The sequence below is a fragment of the Ruegeria sp. BHSA118 genome, from assembly GCF_059613405.1.
The window spans coordinates 1-22,773 of sequence record NZ_JBXWSM010000019.1 but is presented as its reverse complement, the minus strand read 5'-3'; the positions used below and the strand labels follow the sequence as shown (position 1 = coordinate 22,773).

Here is a 22,773-nt window from a genome sequence, read left to right as displayed (position 1 = left end):
TTTTGGGCGTACGCCTTGACGGAGTGGCAAGGATCGGTGACCTTGGTCGCCCAGCAAAGCAGTGTTTGGTCGAGTGAGTGATTATGAGAAGAGATTCAGAAAGTTATCGCTTGGCGCAAATTCAACTTACACTGCAGGAAGCTTTTTCATCGATGAATCGAACTGGCGCTGTCAGCCCGCTGCATCAGGCACTTCGGGGCTCATTCCAGACCTCGGACGCACTGCAGTATCTGATCCATGGATCGCTGTCCGCACAAACAAGAAGGGCGGTAACGACTAATCTAATACTGCGCCGACCGCTTTCGCGGTGGCGGCAACGATCTCGTCTGCTTCTGAGTTGGTCCGTGAGCATCCTGTTTTCCTGGTTCGTGCGTATCAATCGCGAAGTAGGAGTAAATGAGGACCATCAGAGACACGAAGGCAGCCAGCCAGAATACTGTTGCAAATAACGACGTCACGGCCAGCATAGTGCTGCACAACGCCATGCCGACGGTTCCGCCAATCAATTGGGTTGAAAGTACAATCCCGCCCGCCTGTCCCTGCATATGGGGAGGGGCCGACATCGTGACTGCGCGCTGAGACGGAACAAACATCAGCGAGACGGCGGAACCAAAAAATACAAACCCAAGGAAAATAACTATCGTTGATTTCAGCATCATTCCAACCGCAATCAGGCTGAGGCCTCCGGTGATGGACACCAGACCGACAAGAGCAGGCCAGCGGGTTCCGCGCTCATCAGATAATTTACCGGCGATTGGCGCAAGAAAGATTGTGGGTACAACGGCGGGCAGCAAGGCCAACCCGGACCTAAACGGACCCCAGCCTTCAACCGTTTGCAGGTACATAGATCCAAAGACGAAGGTAGCAATCTTTGCGTACTGTGCCGTTCCGACAATCAGATTAGAGGCGGTAAAGGTCGGGTTTCGAAAAAGAGAGACCGCGATAAGCGGATCCTTTCGCCGGTTCTCAGCAAAGACGAAAACCGCAAGCGCAAGAACGCCAATGACTAGGGCGGCAAGCACGTTGTCTTGTTTCCAACCGACATCAGGTCCCTGCATTATTCCATAGACCAAAAGCGAGAGCCCGAATACTAACAGCACCATACCTGTCAAATCGAAACGCTCTTTAAGTTTTCTCGGAGGATCGCGCCAAAACCACCAGACAACAAAAGCGACGCACGTGACAACCACTGGATTGATCCAGAAGATCCACCGCCACGAGAGACCGGAAGTCAATGCACCGCCTACCAGTGGACCGACCGCCAAAAAACAGGTTCCGATTGCACCGTAGATACCCAAGGCTTTGCCGCGCTCAGCGCCATCAAAGGACAAGGCTATCAACGTCAGAGATAACGGAAAGATTGCGGCGGCGCCTACGCCCTGAATGCCACGCGCTATTAGCAGCGTTAGCCCGTTTGGAGCAAATCCTGACAACACTGACGCCACTCCAAAAACGAAGAGCCCTGCGGTCAGAAGACCTCGAATTCCGATTATGTCCCCAATTCGACCAGTTGCCGCCGCCAAACAGGCCAGTGTCAGAAGATAAATGTTGACCACCCAATGAGCAGAATTCTCTGAAAGACCCAGCTCCGCCCGTATTGTTGGAAGCGCGACGCCGACCGCTGTTTCGTCCAACAAGATAACCCCGAGGATCGCGCCCATCGCACCCAGAAGCCACCAACGATCATTTTTGTCAGCACCCAATACAACCCGCTCCGAGAAAACTCTGCGCTACGCATCCGTCGGTCCACAGTAACTATAATACATGATCGAAAAGGGTGTGTCGTAATCCTATTGGTAACTCATTATCTGCTTTCGTCTGTTACAAGTTCCTTTCGGAAAGCCTCTGAAAGCGTGACAGTTCACCGACCCAGACCCTTGTTTTTGAGTTTTGACTTAGACTTCCGGCCCTTTGCTGCCCTTGGCCGTCTGGTCTGGATACTGCGCTACGCTCGCCAGACCGGTCATTCGCTGCGGACGCAAAATCTGGATGAGATTGAACTCACAGTTCGCTGACAAAACAGCCGTTCGCGACATACGATGCAGCGGTTAAGGCGGATGCGAAGTTTGCAGAAGATCGTCGCCGTTCACTCCTCCGTCTCCAATCACTTCAACCAGGGGCGATCCCTTCCCAGCCGAGACACCTTCAAGTTGTCACGACACCGCCGCTCTTGCCGAGTGGCGCGAACTTTGCGCGTTATAAGCGACATCTCTGTTGGCCTAGCTGAGACTTGTTCGAACCGGCCTCACAGTATCCATGGATATTCTTATTGATCCTTGTCAAGATTGGCGCGGGCAAGAAGTGGTACTGTCAATGGTAATTCAGGGGGTGCTCATGGAAGAGTTGATCGAAATCGGAAGATCATTCGCCCAGGCCATGCGTGAGCGCAGGGGCCTTGCAAGTGTTGATGAAATGTATGCCGAAAACGCACAGTCGATAGAGGCAGTCGTGCCTCCGGTTCGACAATTCCGCGTTTCAAAGGGGCGAGAAGCCATCAAGGGAAAAAGAGAGGATTGGTTGGCATCGCATGAAATCCAAGAACTAGAAGTGGATGGCCCCTACGTCCACCCACCCAACCGCTTTGGTGTCCGCTTCAGAGCCGAAGTCGTTCAGAAGGCCACGGGTGAGCGTACGACCCTGCGCGAGATCGCGGTGTATTCGGTGGCGGAAGGCAAGATTGTGCTGGAAGAGTTTTTCATGCTGCCGAAGTAAGAAGAACGAATAACAACATCGGCTATTTGCTGGTTCAATCAATGCGCACGGCTTTCGGGCGAAGTGAAATTCCGGGCGGAGGTCGGGAATGCAACACAGAACAGTGGCATATTATGTAGGAGTTGATGCTGACGACGCGTCGATTTTGGAATGCGCTGAAACCGCCCATATCCAGAACGACCACTTGAATTGCGTATTGATCGCGGCCTTACCTAACCTGCCTTACCTGAAGTATGGATCAAACAGGTTCGTTGAGGCGGGTCTGCCCTCAAACTGGTTGGACGTTCTTCACGCGAAAAATGCCGCCTTGAAGTCTCGCGCCACTGAAGTTGAAACGCTTCTTGCTGGGCAGGGCGTATCTGCAAATTTAACTGACTTCATGGGACTTGGAGCAGAGTTACAGCAACTTGTAGCAGAACAAGCCAAATGCTCCGATATCGCCTTTCTAGACGCTGGATTGCGAAGAGATCCCGACTTATTTCACAAGATCGCGTGCGGAGTATTGTTTCATTCGCCGGTTGCTCTGATGATCAATGGAGATCCGTTTGCCCAACGCGACTGCGTTTTTTTGGCATGGAATGACAGCTTGCCTGCGTCCAGGGCGACGCATTTAGCTTTACCCATTCTTCTGGCGGCCAAGGAAGTTGTAATTGGATGCTTTGATTTGCCGTCGCCTGAGGACGTAGAAGGTAGTGTGCATAGATCTGACCTAGCTGAATGGCTCGGCCATCACGGTTGCAACGTGACCGTGTCGCAGTTCCAGTGCGGGGGAAATTCAGTTGCACATTGCATTCAAGAGCGAGCAAGAGAAGCGGGGGCCGATCTCATTGTTATGGGCGCTTATGGGCATTCCCATTTGCGAGAGTCAGTTTTTGGGGGCACGACGCAAGCAATGTTGGAGCAGACAAGTTTACCAGTGCTTTTCGGACACTGATGAAGTGAGCCGATAACTGTGACTTTCTGGGAGTCATAGCAATCAAAGTTCATCGGTAAATACTTGAGAGACTTTTTTAAGAGTTTGCTTGAGGTTGAAGCGTGCTCGCCCGACCGTTTTCGCCAAGGAAATCTATCACAATTGACGTTAGCTCATCCCAGTCAGTAAACTCCCTTACTCCTTCTCGTGGATCGATTTTTCGACCGAGCAAGACGACGTGCTTAAGGATCTCCCTCTCAAAATACCCGTAGTTTTCGGGCCTCACCGCGCCTGCGATCAAAGCCGTCGCATTTGGTTCAAAACCTGTTCGAAGAAGCATTTCGTCAAGATAGTCGCGTGCTTCTTCTCGACCTGACGCAAAAGCAGCTTTTAAACCGACGGAAAGCACGAGAGACTTTCGCTTCATTAAGGCATCTCTATTTGAAGCGATAAATGCCTCAAATGAATTGGGGTGCCTACGCTCGTGGACAGGGGCCAGAAGAACAACCTTGACCACATCGTCAAGCAAAACGTGGCTGGTCATTTCGTCGGTATGGATCAGCTTTGCGTTGAAACCAGCATTCTTCGCGACATCGTTGATGAAACGCGCAATCTTTTCTGTCTGGCCTTCGACCGTAGCGAAGGCGATGAGTACGGTCATTCCGATCCTCCCATAAATCGGTCTGAATAGATCGCTGATTATGAATAAGTTGCCTGCGTTGCCCTTGATCTCCATCAAAGGCGTTACTTGGGAGCGTATCGGGAGAGTTGTGGTGCGCTTTTTCTGTCCACGCAGAGCATGTTTTTAAGGAGGTTCGCGGCGACCTACATCTCGAATCAAATCAGCCTTTTTGGCGGACAATTTTTGAAACTGGCCATGGCCCAATGGCTTGTTTTGCTACCTTAATGAAAAGGCCAAGACAGCGACGAGGATTATAAAACTGATGCACCACACAGTGACCTTCACTTGTTGGCGTGCGGGCAGGTTTCTGAGCAATCTAATCATAGTCAAACCTTTCAGACAAAATCCGGTGTGACGCGGTGCCCCGAGCGATCAGATGATCTTCGACGGCGTCCATCATGGCAGGGGGGCCGCAGAGAACAAAAAGCCAGCTATCAAATTGCTTGGAAGATAAATTGCGGTCCAACAGGGGACCGTCGATCAAACCTGTTTCGCCTCGCCAATCCTTTGGCGGTTCGGATAGGACAAATACGGTTTTTTCTTTGGACAACTCCTGGCGATAAACAATCTGTTCTTCCACCCGGTTGCCATAGATAAGCCTGAGATCGTGCTGTGTTCCGCTCAACCTTACCTGACGCAAAATGCTTAACATCGGCGCGATCCCGACACCACCTGCGATCAGAACAATGCCTGTCTCAGTGCGGTGGCTGATCGACAGATTTCCGTGTGGGGCATCCAGATAGACCGGGGTTTGCGGAGCGATCTGCCTGAGACCGCATGTGAAATCCCCAAGCTCCTTTATCACGAATGAAACTTCGGGGCCTTCGGCTGGTGCCGAACTAATCGAGAATGGGTTCTCGTGCAGCGAGAAAGCACTGTGGCCGACATTTAGCCAAGCAAACTGCCCTGCTTCGAAGGTTAGACCATTGTGACCATGGGGCTTGAGGCGCAACTCCCATTGTTTCGGTGTTAGTCGAGATACAGACGTGACTCGCCACGGCCTTTTCCTGTGACGCAAAGGGCAAAGGAGATAGACATAAAGCAAAGTTCCAACTGCAACACTGGTCAGGGCAAGCCAGAGATACGTCAACAGCGGATGCCCACCGTAGCGCCCAGCATAGACCGTGTGGTGCAACAGCAGGGACGCAATCACCAAGGCTCCCAGCCCGTGCAAGAGGCGCCATGTCTCGTACTTGTAATCAAGGGAATTACGGGTAACCGCCGAGGCGACCAAAATGAACAGTAAAAAATAAGCGCCGATGCCCGATACCAGAGCTGAAAAGTCGGTCGAAATCGTAAGTTGGTGTGTTTCATCCCACGGGCGGCGTCCGCCAGAAGGCGTACCCTGATACAGAAGCGGGTGTATCAGTGCAAAGCCGAGTGCTGTACGCGCCATCAACTGATGCACTCGCATGGTTACATCCATACCCAGACCGGAAGAGATGAACCTGAACCGGCCAGACAGCAGGAACTCGACTAAGATTATTGAAAACGCAAGCATTCCAAGCCCGGACGCGAGCTCTTGATGAAATGAACGCGGTGGCCATCCCAGAGACCAAGAAAAACCCAAGGGAGCCAAGATCAGCAAAACGTAAATCAGCGCCAGATAAGGCCATTTCATACGGTTTTGCTCCACTGCGCCAAAGGTAGGCAACTCGGGCTCATTTAGAATAAACGCTAAGCTGACCTGAGGTTCCGATCAAGACTACTGAGATTGGTGTTAACTCCAGCACGACCTGGCAAGTCTGTTGGACGACGGTTCCCGTTTCTGTTCGCTCAACCGGTGCGAGCGATCTGGTGACGGATGAGGTTGCATGCTTGCGCAAGATCAAGGTTCTTGACTGTGTTTTCTGTCATAATGTTGCGCGCGCGAAATCAGACCAAGGAGGAGGCTCAAAAATGCTAGAAGACAAAAAATCCCCGCAACTTTTCACTGGAACGCATCCGCTCTCCGACAGCTTTCGACGTGAAATGGAAACCCTGATGTCGCGTTTTTTGGGGGGAGGATCACCCTTCCTACCGATGGAAACGGCTGCGCAACGCACGGGTTTTCCGTCTCTTGACATGACAGGTGCGATTTCACCGGCAATCGATGTCCAAGAAACGGATTCTGCGATTGTCCTGACGGCTGAATTGCCAGGGCTCGAAGAGGATGATGTGGAAATTGAAATCAAGGATCGCAGGCTAATCCTACGCGGTCAGAAGAAGATTGCGCATGATGAAACGGGCGATCTACGTGTCAGCGAAAGAAGCTATGGCAGTTTTTCCAGAGCCATGTCGCTGCCAGACACAGTGGAAATCGACAAGATTTCCGCAACATTCGACAAAGGCGTTCTGCATATCGAAATGCCGAAGACTGAGCCTCAGGATCCAAGCCGTAAGATCAAGGTATCGTCGAAATAGATGGTCTGGTGGCTCGATACCGTGCAAAAGAATGCTAAGGCAGAGGGTCGATCGTGGATAGGCCTTCTTCGAGTTGCGGCAATATTGGTGTCTTTGGTTGAATCCGGGCAGGCATCGCAAGTGTATGTAAAAAAGTGTTTTTTGCACATTCGTACCAGACCATGGGTTTGGTGTTGAAGCGTGGTAGAATGCCCTCACGCGTTTGGGTAGGGGGCCACAATGCGAAAACCAGAAGAGAGTGGCATGACACCCTCAGGACATGCTGGTGAAGGTGAGGTTCGGGCCTTTCTGGAGAGCCTGACCGGACCATCGCGGGGAAACGTGAACTGGCTTGTCGATAAAGCCCTAACTGTTTCTGTTGATGATGGCAGGGTGCTAAGCCTTCGACCTAAAGATGACCTGCCTCCCCATGATAACGATATTGCCACCCTGCAATGGGCTGACGACGGTTATACGATAACCGCGTCAGCAGGGCGCAATGTGTGGGTAAACGGACAAAAAGCCTCATCGGCGTCTCTTAACCATGGCGACATGATCGAGTTTGGCGAAAAGGGCCCTATGTCTCGATACAGGTTGTGCGATCACTCATTCCCCTCACACCACACAGTCGAAGATATCCTCAGTGACGCATATGCTTACACCCGAACGAGCCGTCGACCTTTCGCCAAAAAGATGTCTGGTGCCCTGCGCGACAGTGGGAGGCGGCTTGCCTCTCAAACCACGATATTGTTCAGGATCACAGTTCTTGCGACGCTTCTTGTGATCGGGGGGTTTGGGTACCTGCTTTACCAAAACGACCGGCGCTTGGCGGATAGTCTCGAACAGGAGTCCCGCAAGATCGAAGCGGTCGCGGTAATGCTCGCTCAGACGCGAGAAGACGCACTTACGCCTGATGACTTTGCTTCGTTGCGTGACGCTTTTGAGAACCAGGTCTTGTCGACTGAACAACGTCTTGGAACCTTGGAACAGCGGGCGGGAGCACCCACGCGCGTAATCGCTGCCTCGATTCAATCCGTCGCGTTCATTCAAGGGGCTTATGGGCTGCGCCACGTGGAAAGCGGGAAGATTTTGCGGCACGTGTTGGGACTGAACGGAGAAAACCTGAAGACCCCGTTTGGCCAGCCTTTGATCGAACCGGACGGGACAGGCGAACCTGCAGAATTTCAATTCACCGGAACGGGCTTTTTGATCGCTGGGGTGCCGTTGATGGCCACCAACCGCCATGTCGCTTTGCCTTGGACTTCGGGGAACCGAGAACAAGCGCTGATAGACGCGGGTCTTGAGCCAGAGATGTTGAGTCTGCTGGCCTATTTGCCTGGTCAGACTGAACCAATAGAGGCGCGTTTGGTCCGGGTCAGTGAAGCCGCAGACTTGGCGGTTTTGGCAGTTGAGGCAAGCCGCGTTCAGGACCTCGGAATTCCGTTGGCGGATGCCACGTCGCGCGTTGGTGAAGAGCTTTATCTGTTGGGATATCCAACGGGTTTGAAAGCTTTGATCGCGCAGGCTGGTCCGGGCTTTCTAGAGGAACTGGAGGCAGAAGGAACGTTGAACTTTTGGTCGATTGCGTCCCGGCTTTCCGCTCAAAGCAAGATTCACCCGCTAGCAAGCCGGGGGATCGTCGCGCGGACAAGTGGGAGCGCCATCGTTTATGACGCCGAGACCACAACCGGTGGGAGTGGAGGGCCAGCATTGAATCGGAGGGGCGAGGTCGTTGCCATCAATGCTGCGATCCTGCCCGAGTTTGGTGGTTCAAACATCGGCGTCCCGGTCTCACATCTCAGAACTCTGCTAGGAGAGGTGGAAAGCCAGTGATCATTCGGTCGTTCGGAAGCGCGAGTTTTGAACGAAGAACACTGTAGCGAGTGGAACGATCACTGAGATCAGGGCCACGGAGATCAGCAAGTAACCAAGTTGACTGTAGTCCGCAGTCGACGTGACCTCACCGGTTTCGGGCTTGGTGACAGCGCGCGTGACGACGTATGTCTGGTTGAGGTACTTGGTGCTGAGGCTGCTGGCCGACAATGCCATGTTGGTAAACGATGCCATCACGGCAAAGAAGGTCGCTTTCAAATGAGTTGGGGCGTTGCGTGCAATCCAAGCCAACATCGGGACCATGGCGATCTGTCCGAGTGGAGACTCAACAGCGGTGTCGAGAATGGCAATAAATCTTGCGTCTACAATTCCGCCAGTACGTTCAGCTGTCCATTCATGAATGCCGTAGTAGAGAGCAAGGTTAGGCAGCGCGAGTATGCCTGCGGCGATTGTCAGCAATATCACCACATGCGCAATTGAGCGGTTGGCCATGAATGGTCGCAGAACAATTAACCCCAGCAGCGCCAGCAGCGAAGTCAACAAAGCCAAGATTGCCAAGAATTGCTCATCGAACTCTAGTTCATCGATTTCAAACCAGGTCAGGCCTGGTCCCGGCAGAGGAACGGCACGGAAAACAAAAATGATTGTCGCTGTCCCAATTAAGGCTTTGGCTTGGGCCGGTTCCAGCTCTTTGAGCAGGCGCGACATGAGGTACAGAATTACCGTTAGGGAAACCGCGAAAACTGTTTCCTGCGCAAATTCGAAATCAGCGGTTCCCAGCACGATGCTGAGCACCACGAATGCGACGCCGCCGAGCAATATGGACCATTTGACTTCGGTGACTGCGTCCGGTGTGTGGGGCGGGTGGCCCCGCTGGACACGTTGACGCTGGATCAAGCTGTGAAGAACGACTCCGCTGACCGATAACACGGGTATGACCAGTGCTATCAGGTACACTTGGCCATAGAGCGCAAGGCGTTCGGATTTTTGCAGATTTTCGGTTCCAGAGAAAATCCAGATGTTTACAGCCGCAACCGCCGCAAACCCGGAAATGATCGCAACTCTGCCCAAGGTCTGCATTGTCGTGTGCTGTGCACGGGTTTCTTCAGGTGTAAACGGGAGGCCGTGCTGGTTGACCTTGGGAACCGCCTCGACCGTCATGGCGTCGGCAACAACGTCCTGAATGGCATAGCCCGAAGGCGCCAACAGCAGGGCAACAACATACCAGTCTTCCAGTGGCATGAAACTGGACATCTGTGCAGGCGCGGTCACAAGCCCATACATTGTTAGCAATGACAACGTGATCAGGGATGCGCCAAACAGGATCAGCAGGGACTTCCAGCGCCAGAACAGGTCCACGACATGGCCAAGCGGCATTTTGAGTATCCACGGGATACCAGCCCAAAATGCCAGTCCTGCAACGAAAGAGGCGGATAAATCTAGATAGTCTTTGAGGAAAAAAGCTCCGACGACCGAGGTCAGGCCGGACACGCCGGCAGCGAAGTAGACCATCAATGGCGGTAAATACGACCATTGCAGCTGCTGAACCAGATCTACAAACGTTCTATGCCACCAGGCTGAAAGTTTTGATCCTATTGAAGTTTGGTCAGTCGTCATTTGCCATGGCAGCCAGTCGAAGCCTTTGGGTCATTGTGTCTAGTTAGAGAAATCCAGATCCGAAAAGCAATGCACTGGTGATCACCCCAAGGATCGGCACGACAAGAGGAACACGGAAATGCTTGGCGGCCTCGTCCGGCTTCATCTTCAGCAAGATCAGCGAAGTGTTGACGAGCACAAAGACGCCCAGAACGATCTGAGACGTGCGCTCTGCCAGAGTGCCAATCGGTAAAGTTTGAGTCAGCAGAACGATGATCGCCACGACCAGCAATGTAGCGACAACTGGTGTCTGTGTTGCTTTAGGCACTATTGCCAGAACTTTCGGCAAATGGTCACGGTCAGCAAGCCCGTAGATCACCCGCGAGGCCATGATCATTTGGATCAGTACTCCATTGACTGTCGCCACAATCGCGACCGCGGAAAAGCCCTGTTTGATCACCTCGGGCGCGTTTGAAAACACAAGCGCGAGGGGTGCTGCGGACGTCGAAAGAACATTGATCGGAACAACAAGCAGAACTGTCATTGAGATTCCCAGATACAATACAGTCGCCAGAACGAGCGTTAGCAAAATCGCTTTTGGGATTGTGCGGACGGGGTCTTTGACCTCTTCTGCGACATTGGCCATGTCCTCGAAGCCTACAAACGCAAAGAAGGCGAGGAGTGATGCCGCGAAAATGCCTCTCCACGCGTCGAGTTCAAGCGGGGGAAGCATCAAACTGATCTCGTATCCCTGCGGATCCTGAATCGACATACCCCAGCCAATCACAAAGAGAAGGCCTGCGATCTCGATGATCGTAATGACAGCCGCAAAAAAGACCGACTCAGTGATCCCCCAGAGCGCGATTAGACCCATGATCAAAACGACGATGATGGTCAAAAAAGGGATCGCAAAACCGGTTAAAGCGTGCAGGTATGAAGCTGCTCCAATTGCAACTGCAGAGGCAGAGATAACCCCTGAAGCTGCGACCGCGAGGCCGACGAAAACCGCCATCCAGTTTTTCTGGAATCCCGCCTCAACATAGGCTGCTTCACCTGCGCTGACGGGGAATCGTGTTGCGAGTTCTGCATACGAAAGCGCGGTGAGTGATACGACAATTGCGGCCACAACGAACGAAAACGCTGCAAACGGTCCAGCAATGTCTGCTGTCGCGCCGACTAAAACATAAATGCCCGCTCCGACCGTTACCCCAAGGCCATAAAGCGTGAGCAACGGGGTAGTAAGGGCCCGCCTGAGTTTCTGTTCGTTTGGATCAACAGAGTTCATAAGTGATTTCCGCCAACTGCCCACTCCGAACGTCGTCAGTGGCGTCCTTCTCATTTTTTCTCGATTGGCGCAGTGGCTTGATCCTATGGTCAAAGCTGCACCGAATGCCGTGTGTCTCAACCTGGGCACATTGGGTGCCAATCAACTAACTGGGGGCTCGCCATCACTCCTGCCGAGCCCCCGTGGGTGGAACTTCCACTCCTTCAAAATTCCATTCACCTTTGTGTTTACTTGGGGACAGGACGGTGAATGTAGAATATGTTGAAACATTCTAATTTCACTATGTAATTCATGTTGGTGCTTTGATCTATGTCAATCAACTCGCTACGTCGGGTCTGCCAGGCTGAACGCAAACCAACTGTCGTTTGTCGTTGGACTTAAAGACAAAGCAAACATGTCAGGCGGTGTGAGATTTAGGGTGGAAAGCAATTCGTGATGCTCTGGAACCTGTTACCAGACTTGGGCTCGGATGGATGCGCTCAGATGGTTGCATCGCGTGCCTTATCACCCCTGGCGAATTCTCAGGCATATGAACATATTGGAAGGAGAACCGTCTGCGCGCAAGGGTGGTGAGGTCAACGATGAGGTGGCGTAGTTGTAGGCCGGCAGGAATAAATTAGGCGCGTACACCAAACGCTATTCGACTGAAACGCCAATCCTCGTACAGGAGCGTCCAAAATGAGCAAGGTCAAAGTGCTTTCTTAAGGATGCCTTATAATTAGATCTTCTTCCGGGGCAGCAAATTGGAGGAGCATATGCAGATTTTTCGAGGGATTTTACTGGCACTGTTCGTCACGGGGCCCGTACTAGCGCAGGAGGTCAGCGTTGATGAGGGAAGTGATTTGTACCGGACATATTGCTGGCAATGTCACGGTTTCGAAGCAACCGGAGACGGGCCAATGGCGGAAATGCTGGCTATTCGAACACCTGACCTTACCAAATTGGCGGGCGAGAACGGCGGTGTGTTTCCGATAGATCTTATAGCTGAACAGATTGACGGTCGTTCACAATTGCTCGCCCATGGGGGCGAAATGCCAATCTTTGGCGCGGTGTTTGAGACAGACCAACAAATCGCGGTGGCTCTGCCTAATGGGCAACCTATGATGGTAGGCCTGCCGTTGGCGAATTTGCTCGCCTTTCTTGAAGCGATCCAGTCTGAATAGTTACTGACCAATCTGCTCATCTGTGTCGGCCGTTCGTCTGATTGACATGAGAGTCAACGGCGGCCCCAACACCTCGAAGGCCAAAGCACTGGCTAGAGTAAAGGCCATGATCGACGCGGCCCAATGTGGAAATTGCTCTCCGGCGACGAGGGCCATTCCTACCGCGACACCGGCCTGTGGTAACAAAGCTGGACCGTACCAGCCGGTCTGACGGCTAGGCAGGCCGCCAAGTCTCGCTCCGCAATAACCCCCGACGAGGCGGGCGACAGCGCGCAAAAATAGGAAAAGAGCACCAGCCCAGCCCATCAAGCCGAAGGCTTCAATTTCCAACGTGGCGCCAGCCAGTAGGAAGAACAAAATCATGAACGGCCACTGAATGTGCTCGATCTCATGAAAAGCACGGTCATGATGGCGGGCAAGATTTCCGATCACTGCGCCCGCAACCATGCCTGCGACAAGGAACGAAACTTCTAGCCACAACGAAAGGCCTGCTGTCAGAAAGACGATTCCCACCGCTTCGGCTTGCATTGGCTCTCCCGGCTTCAAGCGACCTGTGAGGTAAGCGGATGGCACGCCTAGCGCGGAACCCAACAAAATAGCCCCTCCGAAATCCCACATCGCTGTGGTCGTGACGGTGGCCCAACCATCCGAATGACCGGCCAGAACCAAGGAGATGCTGAAAACGATCAGACCCCAAGCGTCATCAATTGCGACGACGCCCTTTAATGTCTCGGTGAAGCTGTTGGACACCCCAGATTGCTTGATCACGTCTGTCATGGCGGCCGGAGCCGTAGCCGTAGCAATTGCTGCCAGCACCAATGCCAACCCGAAAGGTACGCCGATTGCGGTCAATCCAGCAGACACGATAACAAGGGTTGCAACCACGATTGAAATCGAAATCGTCAGAATGGCACTGCCATGCCGAACCAGGTTCTCGCGGGTTAAAGACCCTCCAAGAATAAACGCGACCATCGTTAAAGCCACAATGGAAATCTCGTCGAACCACATTGCAACGTCGAGTGGGATCAACCCCATTCCGGCGTTCCCGGCGATTAGACCGAGGAAAAGTAAGGTTGTAACACGAGGAAGATGCGTGACCCGGCCAAGTTGGTCGGCCGCCAATCCGGCAAGGAAGAGGACACCTAGGGTAATCAGAAAGCCGGCAGTGTGCATAGAGATCCAAGCGTTAAGTTCTTGTCTAAACTACTTTAACTCCAACCCTGCCATCTTGGAACCGATGTCGGAGAGAATGCCAATGTCCCGTCGCAGCCTAAGCCGAAGATCCTAAAAATGGGGGATATTGATCTGTATTAAGGCGAAAGCGCGCCGCAGGTGGCACAATAGTTCATTCAGGAAATGAGGAGGAACTTTTGATGCCGACAAAGAAATCTAGCACAAATAGCCCGACCTCACTTGTGGATGTTTTCAAGCAAATGCAGCCGCCCATGTCTGGCAATCCAGCCTTCGGTGCCCAGATCGAACAATTTTGGGACGCGCAAGAGAAATTGCTCGAAGAAACCGAGGCCTTTGCGCAGCATTGGTTCGAACGGCGTCATGAGGCGGTGCGGACGGCTCTACAAGCTGCACGCAAAGTGTCGTCTGCGAACCCGTCCGATCCATCGAAAGCCCTTCAGAGTATGACGGAATGGCAGCGCCATTCGGCGGAGCGGTTGGTTGCTGACGCGCAGGAATGGTTCGAAACCGTGTCTCGTTGTGCATCCTATGTCGCTGAAACCGAAGCTGAAGCTGTTGAGAAAACAGTTGATGACGTTGCAGCCGCTACAAAGAGCGCGGGGAATTCTTCAAAGTCCGAGCCTGTTTAGGGTTCGTGCCGCCGAAAAACCAAACTGAAATCATCGGAGCAGTAGATAGGAGGTCAAATGTACAAGAACATCCTGATCCCGGTTGCTCTGGACAAAGAACACGACACTCAAGCGTCGTTTAAGGCTGCGCGCCAATTGGCTGATGCCGACGCTGTTTTCACCGTTGTGCACGTCCAAGAACCTATTCCGGCATATGTGGGTTCTCAGATTCCAAGTGAAGTGCTTGCACATACGCGGCATGAGATATTGGAGAACCTGCATAACACTGCCTCTGAAATTTCAGACGCGAAGGTACACCTCATCTCCGGGCATGCGGGTAGGGCAATTGTCGACTTCGCAAACCAGAGCGACGCCGATTGCATCGTCTTAGCTTCGCATAAGCCCGGATTCGAGGACATATTTCTAGGTTCCACTGCGAACAGAGTCGTGCATCATGCCAAGTGTTCGGTTCACGTAATTCGGTGATCCAAAGCTAGCGATGCGAGATCTCTATGGGGTCTTGTCAGAAGAACTTGGGTAGAGTGCTGCGGGGCGGTTGCGTATCTTTTGCTCATTAGCAGACCTGCCTCTTTCAAGTACTTTAAAACCAGTCTCGAAATCATCCGCCTTGCGGTGATGTTGTACATCCGTTTCACGCTCATTCTGACGTCAGCAAAGCACATCAAACTGCAATTGGTGCAAGCACCGCGAATCCACACTTCGTCCGCAACGTAGACGTTTCAGCAAGTTGCAGCGAACGTCCGAGTTGCGGATATTTTGTTGAAAAACTCTTCCTTGATCGGTGCATGAACTGCTGATTCAATTGTTCCAATGGGTGGGAGGATTGAGCGATGTTGGGACCGAGGCAGGAAGCGCAATCGTCGCTGTTCTATGAGTTCTCATTGGAGAACCACGTTCCCCAAGATCACTTACTTCGATCTATTGATCGCTTTGTCGATCTGAGCAGCATTCGAGCGCATCTCGCGGATTTTTACAGCCACACCGGTCGTCCATCGGTCGATCCTGAGCTGCTGATCCGGATGCTGCTGGTCGGCTATTGCTTCGGCATCCGCTCTGAGCGACGGCTGTGCAAAGAGGTGCATCTGAACCTGGCATATCGATGGTTTTGCCGCCTCGATCTGAATGACCGTATCCCGGATCACTCGACGTTCTCCAAGAACCGGCATAGACGCTTCCGCGCGAGCGAACTGCTGCGCCACCTTTTCGAGACGACTGTCGCGCGGTGCATCGATGAAGGTCTAGTCAGCGGTCAGCGCATGGCAATCGATGCCAGCTTGATCGAAGCCGATGCAAACAAACAAAACTCAACGCCAAAGGAAGAATGGGATGCATCAACCATCGATCCAGAAGATGCGCCCCGTGCGGTCCGCGAATATCTCGACACCCTGGATGAGGCGGCTTTCGGAGCTGCGAGCGAGGTGCAGCCCAAGTTTACTTCTCATTCTGACCCTGCCAGCCAATGGACGGCAGCGCGTAAAGGGCCTGCTTTCTTCAGCTATTCCGACAATTACCTGATCGACACGGATCACGGGGTTATAGTCGACGTGGAAGGCACCAGATCAATCCGGCAGGCAGAGGTCGGATCGACCAGGACGATGCTGGACCGTGTGAAAGCGAAGTTCGATCTACATCCGGAGCGCCTGATCGCTGACACCGCCTATGGCACCGGGCCGCTCTTGGGTTGGCTTGTCGACCGCAAGATCGCACCACATATCCCGGTCTTCGATAAGTCCGGCCGCAACGATGGCACCTGGACCCGCGCCGACTTTGAGTGGGACGCAGAAAACGATCAATATGTCTGTCCAGAAGGTCACGCCCTGAAGCAGTTCCGCCGTAACTACTCAGACCCGAACAGGGGGCCGACTGGCAAGGGCACTGCACGTTATCGCGCCTTGAAAGAGGTCTGTCAGATCTGTCCATCCAAAGCCAAATGCTGTCCAAACACCGAAGCTCGCAAGATCACCCGTGAGGAGCACGAAGACGCCCGTCAGGTCGCACGCGACATCGCCAAGACCAAGCAATACGAGATCTCGATGAAACTCAGGAAGAAGGTCGAGATGCTCTTTGCCCACCTCAAGCGCATCCTCGGTCTGGGACGGCTCCGATTACGCGGACCATGTGGTGCCAATGACGAATTTCTCCTCGCCGCCACAGCCCAAAACCTCCGCAAACTGGCCAAGATATTCCCTGCACCGCAGCAAATGCGCAAAGCCTGAATGGAAAGGCACTCGCGCTCTGTTCAAAGCACCACTTTCTGCGTCAGAAACACGTTGTTTTTCAACAGAATCAGCTCATAGCGGACTTTCACTGCAGGTGCGAACTGATTTGCGGAAACAATGAATACCGGTCATTCAAAATGCTGGATCGACATACATGGTGAAGAAGGCTATCGCTGGTGAACTATCTGCGTTGAGGCCATCTTCTCCACATGCTAGTTCCGTTGGAGTGTTAGCGCATTTCGTCGTTACAGCTTAACGCTCAAAAGAATGAAATTAGCTCGGGTCAGAGAATGGGTCAGGAGGAGTATTTAGTCGAAGATGACGCATGAAAGCCCGTGCGATCCTTGGGACTGGTTTTTGATCTGAAACCACAAAGTGACTGCGATACCGCATCGGAGACTCAAATCGGACAAATGCCAGATCGGGAGATCGGTAATGGTACACTGGAAAGGGATTGATAACGGCCAACCCCAACCCTTCACGTGCCATGTCAGCAGCGGCGAAAGAGGTGGAGACTTCGGCAACGATCCTCGGTTCGGCGCGAACCTGATGAAGCAACCGGTCAAGTTGTCCGCGCCGCCCATGCCGATATGTCAGGGCAATCAGTTCCTGTTCATGCAGGTTGGATGGTGCAAGCGTTGCGCGTTTTGAAAGCGGATGTTCAGGGCGCATGACACAAACCGCTGGTGATTCACGAAATGGAATAAGTTTGATGCCAGCGCGGCTTTGTTCAATCCCGGTGACTGCCAAATCAAAGCGGTTCTCAAGTACACCCAGAGTAACCATATCCGACGTTGTTACTTCCAGATTGACAATAAAACCGGGGTTTCCGCGAATGAAGCTGGCGATAAGGGATACGATGTATCGATGTGCATAGCTGGGCGGGGCCACGAGACGTAGTGTTTCCTGCACGGTTTCTCCGGGGCCATCGATCCTGTCCAATGCCTCGAAAAGGGGATCCAGGCGCATATTGAGCCTTACGGCCTCCTGTGTGGGTCGCAACCTGCCTGCGTCCCGCTCGAACAGTGTTCTGCCCAGTCGAGCTTCCAGGTTGCTGACTGACCTGCTTACAGCAGACTGAGACAAACCAAGTTGTCGGGCGGCCGACGCGGTTGTGCCAGATTGCATGAGTGCGCGCAGCGCCTGATACTCGGGCAGCGAATGCCAATTACGCGGTTTCTTCATTCCCCGGTACCCGCATGATTCCGACTAGCTCTATGAGTAAAACTCATCGATTTTTTTTGCAATTATGATGATAGCGTCTGCTAGCTTGTGTCGAAACGATACTTAATCGGGTGATGCGAGGTTGAATACTTCTCCTCTTATCTTTGACGGTCACAACGACGTTTTGTCAAAATTGTCTTCGTCAGGTGGTCTGTCTGAAGCTTCTCGCTTCCTTACCGGGCTCGATGGCGCGGTTGATCTAGTTAAATCCCAAGAGGGTGGGTTTGGCGGCGGTTTCTTTGCGGTCTGGGTTCCTTCGCCCATGGATGCCGACGCAAAGATGGAGGAAATGGTTCGACCAAGCTATGATCTGCCGCTTCCGGATCAGATAGACGCAGAAGACGCCCTGCCTGCCGCCCTGAGCCAGATTGCCACTTTGCTTGAACTGGAACGGTTGGGCGCTTTGAAGGTGGTCAGGTCAACCTCGGATATCCGGGCCTGCTTGGCGCAAGATCAGATAGCCGCCATTTTCCACATCGAAGGCGCCGAAGCGATCGATGCTGATTTGCATTCCCTCGACGTTTTTTATGCCGCAGGCTTGCGATCGCTGGGGCCGGTTTGGAGCAGGCCAAACATATTTGGCCACGGGGTGCCGTTCAGGTATCCGTCAGGACCGGATATTGGCCAGGGATTGACAGATCACGGACTACGGCTGGTGCAGCGCTGCAATGCGCTTGGCATCATGCTGGATTTGTCCCACCTCAATGAAAAAGGGTTTTGGGACGTGGCGCGATATTCAGATGCACCTCTGGTTGCGACTCATTCAAATGCCCATGCCATCTGCCCGCACGCGCGGAATCTGACGGATGACCAGCTTCGCACGATTGCGGAAAGCGACGGGATGGTCGGGTTGAATTTTGCCGCAGCATTTCTGCGCGAAGACGGTCGGATGCTGTCCGACGTGCCGCTTACACAGGTCCTGAAGCACCTTGATCATCTGATCGGTATTTTGGGTGAAGATCGGGTTGGGCTTGGTTCCGACTATGACGGGGCAGTGGTGCCTGAAGATGTGACCGACGTCTCGATGCTACCCCGATTGAGAGATGCCATGGAAACCCATGGATACGGCGAAGAGCTCATCAAGAAGCTCTGCCATGAAAACTGGTTACGTGTACTCGAGAAGACCTGGGGATCGTAACCGTTAATGAATGACTTGATGACAGAGAGGACAAAATGAACGCATTTAATAGATTACTTACCGGTGCGGCGTTGGGATTGGCGCTGGCAGTGACCTCGACTTCCGCAATGGCGGAAACGCCGCCAAACATGCTGGTGATCGCACATCGTATTGACGACATCACAACACTGGACCCTGCCGAAAGCTTTGAATTTGCCGGGTCGGATGTCAGCCGCAATGTCTACCAGAAGCTTGTCAATTTTGACCCTCTGGATCTGGATGCAGGATATCAGCCGGATGTTGCGGAAAGCTGGGATGTTTCGGAAGACGGCAAATCGATCACCTTCAAAATCAGGGAAGGTCTGACCTTTCATTCAGGCAATCCGGTGACCGCCGAAGATGTTCAGTTTTCACTGCGTCGCGCGATCATTCTGAATAAGACTCCGGCCTTTATCCTTACCCAGTTTGGGTTCACTCCGGAAAATGTCGAACAAACGATTGTTGCAGATGGCAACACTCTGACGATCACAACCGACAAGCCCTACGCGACATCCTTTGTTCTGAACTGTCTGACCGCGACCATCGGTGGCATCGTCGACAAGAAGACGGTGATGGAACACGACAAAGATGGTGATCTGGGCAACGAGTGGCTCAAGACCAACACGGCGGGCTCCGGTGCCTATAGCTTGGTGAGCTGGAAGCCCAATGAAAGCGTAACATTAAAGTCCAACCCTGATTTCTATCTGGGTGCCCCGGCGATGGAGCGTGTTGTTGTCCGCCACGTTCAGGAAAGCGCCAGCCAGCGCCTACTGCTCGAACGTGGGGATATCGACGTTGCCCGCAACCTGAACCCCGAAGACGTGGCAGGGGTGTCCTCGGTCGCTGGTGTTAAGATTGCAGACGAACTTAAAGGCCGTCTGATGTATGTCTCGCTGAATCAGAAGCACCCCGAGCTCAGCAAACCTCAGGTTCGTCAGGCATTCAAATACCTGATCGACTATGAAGGGATGCGCGACAGCTTCCTGAAGGGTCAGTACACAATCCATCAGAATTTCCTGCCGCAAACCTATCTGGGAGCATCGGACGAGAATCCGTTCAGCTTCGATGTTGAAAAAGCCAAAGCGCTGCTGGATGAAGCCGGTGTAAGTGGGCTTGAGATCGAAGTTGGCGTACGCGAAGCGCAGGAACGTATTGAGATCGCTCAGTCACTTCAAAATGCACTGGGTCAGGTTGGCATCACGATGAACATCACCGTCGGTACTGCCAAACAAATTCTGGCGCGGTATCGTGCACGGGAGCTCGACGTCTATCTTGGCGCATGGGGTCCGGACTATCCTGATCCACAAACCAACGCGGGGACATTTGCCTATAATCCTGACAACTCGGACGCGGCCAATGCAACTGGTCTGTTGGCGTGGCGGAATTCGTGGGATACCGGCGGTCTGACCCAAAAAACAGATGCGGCTGTGGTTGAGAACGACACAGTGAAACGTGCGGATATGTACAAGGAGATACAGGCTGAGTTCCGCGACACGTCACCATTCGTCGTTATGTTCCAGCAAATCGAACAATCGGCATTGCGTGAGAACGTGACGGATTTCTCGACCGGTCAGGCGATCACATCGGCGTCGTATTGGCAGGTGACCAAGTAAATGGCACTGGCCGAAAGACCATCTGAGGGGCGCCGCTCGGCGCCTCTTATCCATTGGATCAAGAGCATCCTGAAAACTCTTGGCACCATTGCAATCACGATGCTGGGTCTGCTGTTCGTGACCTTCATCATTGGCCGCGTCATGCCGATCGATCCGGTGCTGGCGATCGTAGGTGAGCGCGCCTCGCAATCGACTTATGATGCGGTCTACCAACAGCTTGGCTTGGATAAGCCACTGTTGGTACAATTCGGGTACTATCTTTGGGACGTCCTGCACGGAGACTTTGGCGACTCGTTACTGAATGCGCGCCCTGTATCCGAAGACATCGCACGTGTTTTCCCCGCCACACTGGAATTGGCGACATTGGGTGTGATGATTGGCATCTTTCTGGGTGTTCCGTTGGGTGTGATTGCTGCCGTGAAGCGGGGGTCCTGGATTGATCAGATTGCCCGCGTGGTCGCGCTTGTTGGCTACTCAATGCCAATCTTCTGGCTGGGGCTCATGGGGCTGCTGGTCTTCTACGGAATACTAGGCTGGGTCGGTGGCCCGGGTCGCCTGGACATCTTCTATGAGGATCTGGTTCCAACGCGAACGGGGCTCATCTTGGTGGACAGCGCTATCGCTCAGGATTGGGATGTCTTCCGCAATGCATTGTCTCACATCGTCCTGCCCGCTGCTTTGCTGGGGTACTACTCGCTGGCTTACATCAGCCGGATGACGCGATCCTTCATGCTGGAACAGCTGTCAGCGGAATATGTCATAACCGCCCGCGTCAAGGGCCTGTCAGAGCGGCAGGTGATCTGGCGCCACGCATTCAAGAATATTCGCGTACAGCTCATTACAGTCATCGCACTGAGCTACGCCAACTTGCTTGAAGGCTCTGTTCTGACCGAGATCATCTTTAGCTGGCCGGGGATCGGCAGCTATATCACAACCGCTTTGTTGAGCGCCGACATGAATGCCGTCCTCGGAGGAACAGTCGTGGTTGGGCTGATCTTTATCTGCCTGAACATATTCTCCGACCTTCTCTACCGTTTCTTTGATCCGAGGTCGAAATGAGCGACATGACTTTGCGTCAGTGGCTGTTGACCGACGAACCCACATCCCGACGCCATGCCAGACTGGCCAGTTTATACAAAGGCTGGTTGACACTGCGATCAAACTCGATGGCAATGGTTGGGTTGGCGATCCTAGTTATCCTCGTGCTGACTGCGGTTTTTGCACCTATTATCGCGCCGCAAGATCCCTTTGTTCAGGATCTGTCCAGCCGACTGCTTCCTATCGGATCCGAAGGACACTTGCTGGGAACCGATAGTCTGGGGCGGGATATTCTGTCGCGCCTGATCTATGGCGCGCGGATAACGCTGTACATTGTGGCGCTGGTGGCGCTCATCGCTCCGGTCGTGGGCCTTTTGGTCGGAACCGTCGCTGGATATGTGGGGGGATGGACGGATGTGATCCTCATGCGCATCACCGATATCTTCCTCGCCTTTCCGCGACTTGTTCTGGCTTTGGCTTTTGTTGCAGCGCTCGGAGCAGGGATCGAGAACGCAGTTCTGGCGATCTCGCTGACAGCCTGGCCGCCTTACGCGCGAATGGCGCGGGCGGAAACACTCACGATCCGGTCGACCGACTATATCAACGCGATCCGGCTTCAGGGGGCCGGGCCACTGCGGATCATCACCCGGCACATCTGGCCACTTTGTATCTCGTCTCTGATCGTGCGTGTCACTCTGGACATGGCCGGGATCATTCTGGCTGCGGCAGGGCTCGGTTTCTTGGGCCTGGGGGCGCAACCTCCAAGCCCGGAATGGGGCGCGATGATTTCTGAGGGCCGCAGGTTCATCCTTGATCACTGGTGGGTTGCCACGGTGCCTGGGCTTGCAATTTTTACGGTTTCACTGGCTTTCAACCTGTTGGGAGACGGGTTGAGGGACGCGCTTGACCCGAAGGACGGTGGGCAATGAACTTACTTGACATCGAAGACCTGTGGGTTCGCTTCCCAACCCGTCAAGGCGTGTTTGACGCGGTACGCGGTGTCTCGTTCTCGTTGGGGCGGGAACGACTGGGGATCGTCGGCGAAAGTGGGTCTGGCAAGTCGATGACAGGGCGGGCCATTCTGCGGCTGATCCGTAAGCCGGGTATCGTCGAAGCCAGCCACATCAATCTGGA

General features: G+C 53.4%; 19 protein-coding genes and 4 pseudogenes. 15 read left to right on the top strand and 8 right to left on the bottom strand.

Features of this window, described 5'->3' with window-relative positions:
* Nucleotides 1–281: 281 nt before the first annotated feature.
* Nucleotides 282–1,703, bottom strand: coding sequence for an MFS transporter (locus AC2FNN_RS08110; RefSeq protein WP_496757789.1), 1,422 nt, complete (start codon nucleotides 1,701–1,703; stop codon nucleotides 282–284).
* A 321-nt stretch (nucleotides 1,704–2,024) separates the two neighbouring features.
* Between AC2FNN_RS08110 and AC2FNN_RS08105 the strand changes: the two are divergent.
* The 3 genes and pseudogenes from AC2FNN_RS08105 to AC2FNN_RS08095 form a co-directional block, all read left to right on the top strand.
* A pseudogene (locus AC2FNN_RS08105) lies at nucleotides 2,025–2,202 on the top strand (IS6 family transposase); the annotation flags it as partial.
* Between the two features lie 132 nt (nucleotides 2,203–2,334).
* Nucleotides 2,335–2,712: a SnoaL-like domain-containing protein gene (locus tag AC2FNN_RS08100; RefSeq protein WP_496757787.1), complete on the top strand. Its 378-nt coding sequence runs from the start codon at nucleotides 2,335–2,337 to the stop codon at nucleotides 2,710–2,712.
* Nucleotides 2,713–2,800: 88 nt separating this feature from the next.
* Nucleotides 2,801–3,646 (top strand): universal stress protein, encoded by an 846-nt coding sequence (locus AC2FNN_RS08095; protein WP_496757786.1) that lies wholly within the window; start codon nucleotides 2,801–2,803, stop codon nucleotides 3,644–3,646.
* Nucleotides 3,647–3,722: 76 nt separating this feature from the next.
* Here AC2FNN_RS08095 and AC2FNN_RS08090 read toward each other — a convergent pair whose 3' ends face one another.
* Both AC2FNN_RS08090 and AC2FNN_RS08085 read right to left on the bottom strand, forming a co-directional pair.
* Nucleotides 3,723–4,286 carry a flavodoxin domain-containing protein gene (locus AC2FNN_RS08090; protein ID WP_496757784.1) on the bottom strand — a complete coding sequence of 188 codons (564 nt, stop codon included), beginning with the start codon at nucleotides 4,284–4,286 and terminating at the stop codon, nucleotides 3,723–3,725.
* Nucleotides 4,287–4,623: 337 nt separating this feature from the next.
* Nucleotides 4,624–5,928: a ferredoxin reductase family protein gene (locus tag AC2FNN_RS08085; protein ID WP_496757783.1), complete on the bottom strand. Its 1,305-nt coding sequence runs from the start codon at nucleotides 5,926–5,928 to the stop codon at nucleotides 4,624–4,626.
* Between the two features lie 278 nt (nucleotides 5,929–6,206).
* Between AC2FNN_RS08085 and AC2FNN_RS08080 the strand changes: the two genes are divergently transcribed.
* The gene (locus AC2FNN_RS08080) at nucleotides 6,207–6,710 is read left to right on the top strand and encodes an Hsp20/alpha crystallin family protein (protein WP_496757782.1); all 504 of its coding nucleotides are present in this window, start codon (nucleotides 6,207–6,209) and stop codon (nucleotides 6,708–6,710) included.
* 321 nt (nucleotides 6,711–7,031) lie between these two features.
* Complete coding sequence (locus AC2FNN_RS08075) at nucleotides 7,032–8,522, top strand: trypsin-like peptidase domain-containing protein (RefSeq protein ID WP_496757781.1); 1,491 nt, start codon at nucleotides 7,032–7,034, stop codon at nucleotides 8,520–8,522.
* Here AC2FNN_RS08075 and AC2FNN_RS08070 read toward each other — a convergent pair whose 3' ends face one another.
* Both AC2FNN_RS08070 and AC2FNN_RS08065 read right to left on the bottom strand, forming a co-directional pair.
* Nucleotides 8,523–10,139 carry an MFS transporter gene (locus tag AC2FNN_RS08070; RefSeq protein WP_496757780.1) on the bottom strand — a complete coding sequence of 539 codons (1,617 nt, stop codon included), beginning with the start codon at nucleotides 10,137–10,139 and terminating at the stop codon, nucleotides 8,523–8,525. It abuts the gene before it with no gap.
* A 43-nt stretch (nucleotides 10,140–10,182) separates the two neighbouring features.
* On the bottom strand, nucleotides 10,183–11,403 hold the full coding sequence (locus AC2FNN_RS08065; RefSeq protein WP_496757779.1) for an APC family permease: 1,221 nt from the start codon (nucleotides 11,401–11,403) through the stop codon (nucleotides 10,183–10,185).
* Nucleotides 11,404–12,158: 755 nt separating this feature from the next.
* Here AC2FNN_RS08065 and AC2FNN_RS08060 point away from each other — a divergent pair.
* Entirely contained in the window at nucleotides 12,159–12,566 is a 408-nt protein-coding gene (locus AC2FNN_RS08060; protein ID WP_496757778.1) for a c-type cytochrome, read from the top strand.
* On the opposite strand, the gene AC2FNN_RS08055 is transcribed toward AC2FNN_RS08060, so the two are convergent.
* Nucleotides 12,567–13,739, bottom strand: a complete 1,173-nt coding sequence (locus tag AC2FNN_RS08055; RefSeq protein ID WP_496757777.1) for a cation:proton antiporter — start codon at nucleotides 13,737–13,739, stop codon at nucleotides 12,567–12,569.
* A gap of 200 nt (nucleotides 13,740–13,939) precedes the next feature.
* Here AC2FNN_RS08055 and AC2FNN_RS08050 point away from each other — a divergent pair, with 200 nt between their 5' ends.
* The 4 genes and pseudogenes from AC2FNN_RS08050 (at nucleotide 13,940) to AC2FNN_RS08035 (ending at nucleotide 16,605) form a co-directional block, all read left to right on the top strand.
* Entirely contained in the window at nucleotides 13,940–14,389 is a 450-nt protein-coding gene (locus AC2FNN_RS08050; RefSeq protein WP_496757775.1) for a phasin family protein, read from the top strand.
* Between the two features lie 57 nt (nucleotides 14,390–14,446).
* Nucleotides 14,447–14,854, top strand: a complete 408-nt coding sequence (locus tag AC2FNN_RS08045; protein ID WP_496757774.1) for a universal stress protein — start codon at nucleotides 14,447–14,449, stop codon at nucleotides 14,852–14,854.
* A gap of 81 nt (nucleotides 14,855–14,935) precedes the next feature.
* A pseudogene (locus tag AC2FNN_RS08040) lies at nucleotides 14,936–15,052 on the top strand (IS6 family transposase); the annotation flags it as partial.
* Between the two features lie 167 nt (nucleotides 15,053–15,219).
* On the top strand, nucleotides 15,220–16,605 hold the full coding sequence (locus tag AC2FNN_RS08035) for an IS1182 family transposase (protein WP_496757772.1): 1,386 nt from the start codon (nucleotides 15,220–15,222) through the stop codon (nucleotides 16,603–16,605).
* Nucleotides 16,606–16,881: 276 nt separating this feature from the next.
* Here the strand turns inward: AC2FNN_RS08035 and AC2FNN_RS08030 are convergent, their stop codons facing one another.
* Both AC2FNN_RS08030 and AC2FNN_RS08025 read right to left on the bottom strand, forming a co-directional pair.
* Nucleotides 16,882–17,520, bottom strand: a complete 639-nt coding sequence (locus AC2FNN_RS08030) for a LysR substrate-binding domain-containing protein (RefSeq protein WP_496757844.1) — start codon at nucleotides 17,518–17,520, stop codon at nucleotides 16,882–16,884.
* Between the two features lie 81 nt (nucleotides 17,521–17,601).
* A pseudogene (locus tag AC2FNN_RS08025) lies at nucleotides 17,602–17,793 on the bottom strand (helix-turn-helix domain-containing protein); the annotation flags it as partial.
* A gap of 121 nt (nucleotides 17,794–17,914) precedes the next feature.
* Between AC2FNN_RS08025 and AC2FNN_RS08020 the strand changes: the two are divergent.
* From AC2FNN_RS08020 to AC2FNN_RS08000, 5 genes and pseudogenes are all read left to right on the top strand, one after another.
* A complete protein-coding gene (locus tag AC2FNN_RS08020) occupies nucleotides 17,915–18,970 on the top strand; it encodes a dipeptidase (RefSeq protein ID WP_496757770.1) in 1,056 nt (351 codons plus the stop codon).
* A 35-nt stretch (nucleotides 18,971–19,005) separates the two neighbouring features.
* Nucleotides 19,006–20,601 carry an ABC transporter substrate-binding protein gene (locus AC2FNN_RS08015; protein WP_496757769.1) on the top strand — a complete coding sequence of 532 codons (1,596 nt, stop codon included), beginning with the start codon at nucleotides 19,006–19,008 and terminating at the stop codon, nucleotides 20,599–20,601.
* The gene (locus tag AC2FNN_RS08010) at nucleotides 20,602–21,660 is read left to right on the top strand and encodes an ABC transporter permease (RefSeq protein WP_480823137.1); all 1,059 of its coding nucleotides are present in this window, start codon (nucleotides 20,602–20,604) and stop codon (nucleotides 21,658–21,660) included. It abuts the gene before it with no gap.
* Nucleotides 21,657–22,568 carry a nickel transporter permease gene (gene nikC, locus AC2FNN_RS08005; protein WP_496757767.1) on the top strand — a complete coding sequence of 304 codons (912 nt, stop codon included), beginning with the start codon at nucleotides 21,657–21,659 and terminating at the stop codon, nucleotides 22,566–22,568. Before AC2FNN_RS08010 ends, nikC begins: the two co-directional genes overlap by 4 nt.
* Nucleotides 22,565–22,773: pseudogene (locus AC2FNN_RS08000) on the top strand (ABC transporter ATP-binding protein); the annotation flags it as partial. The gene nikC and the pseudogene AC2FNN_RS08000, both read left to right, overlap by 4 nt.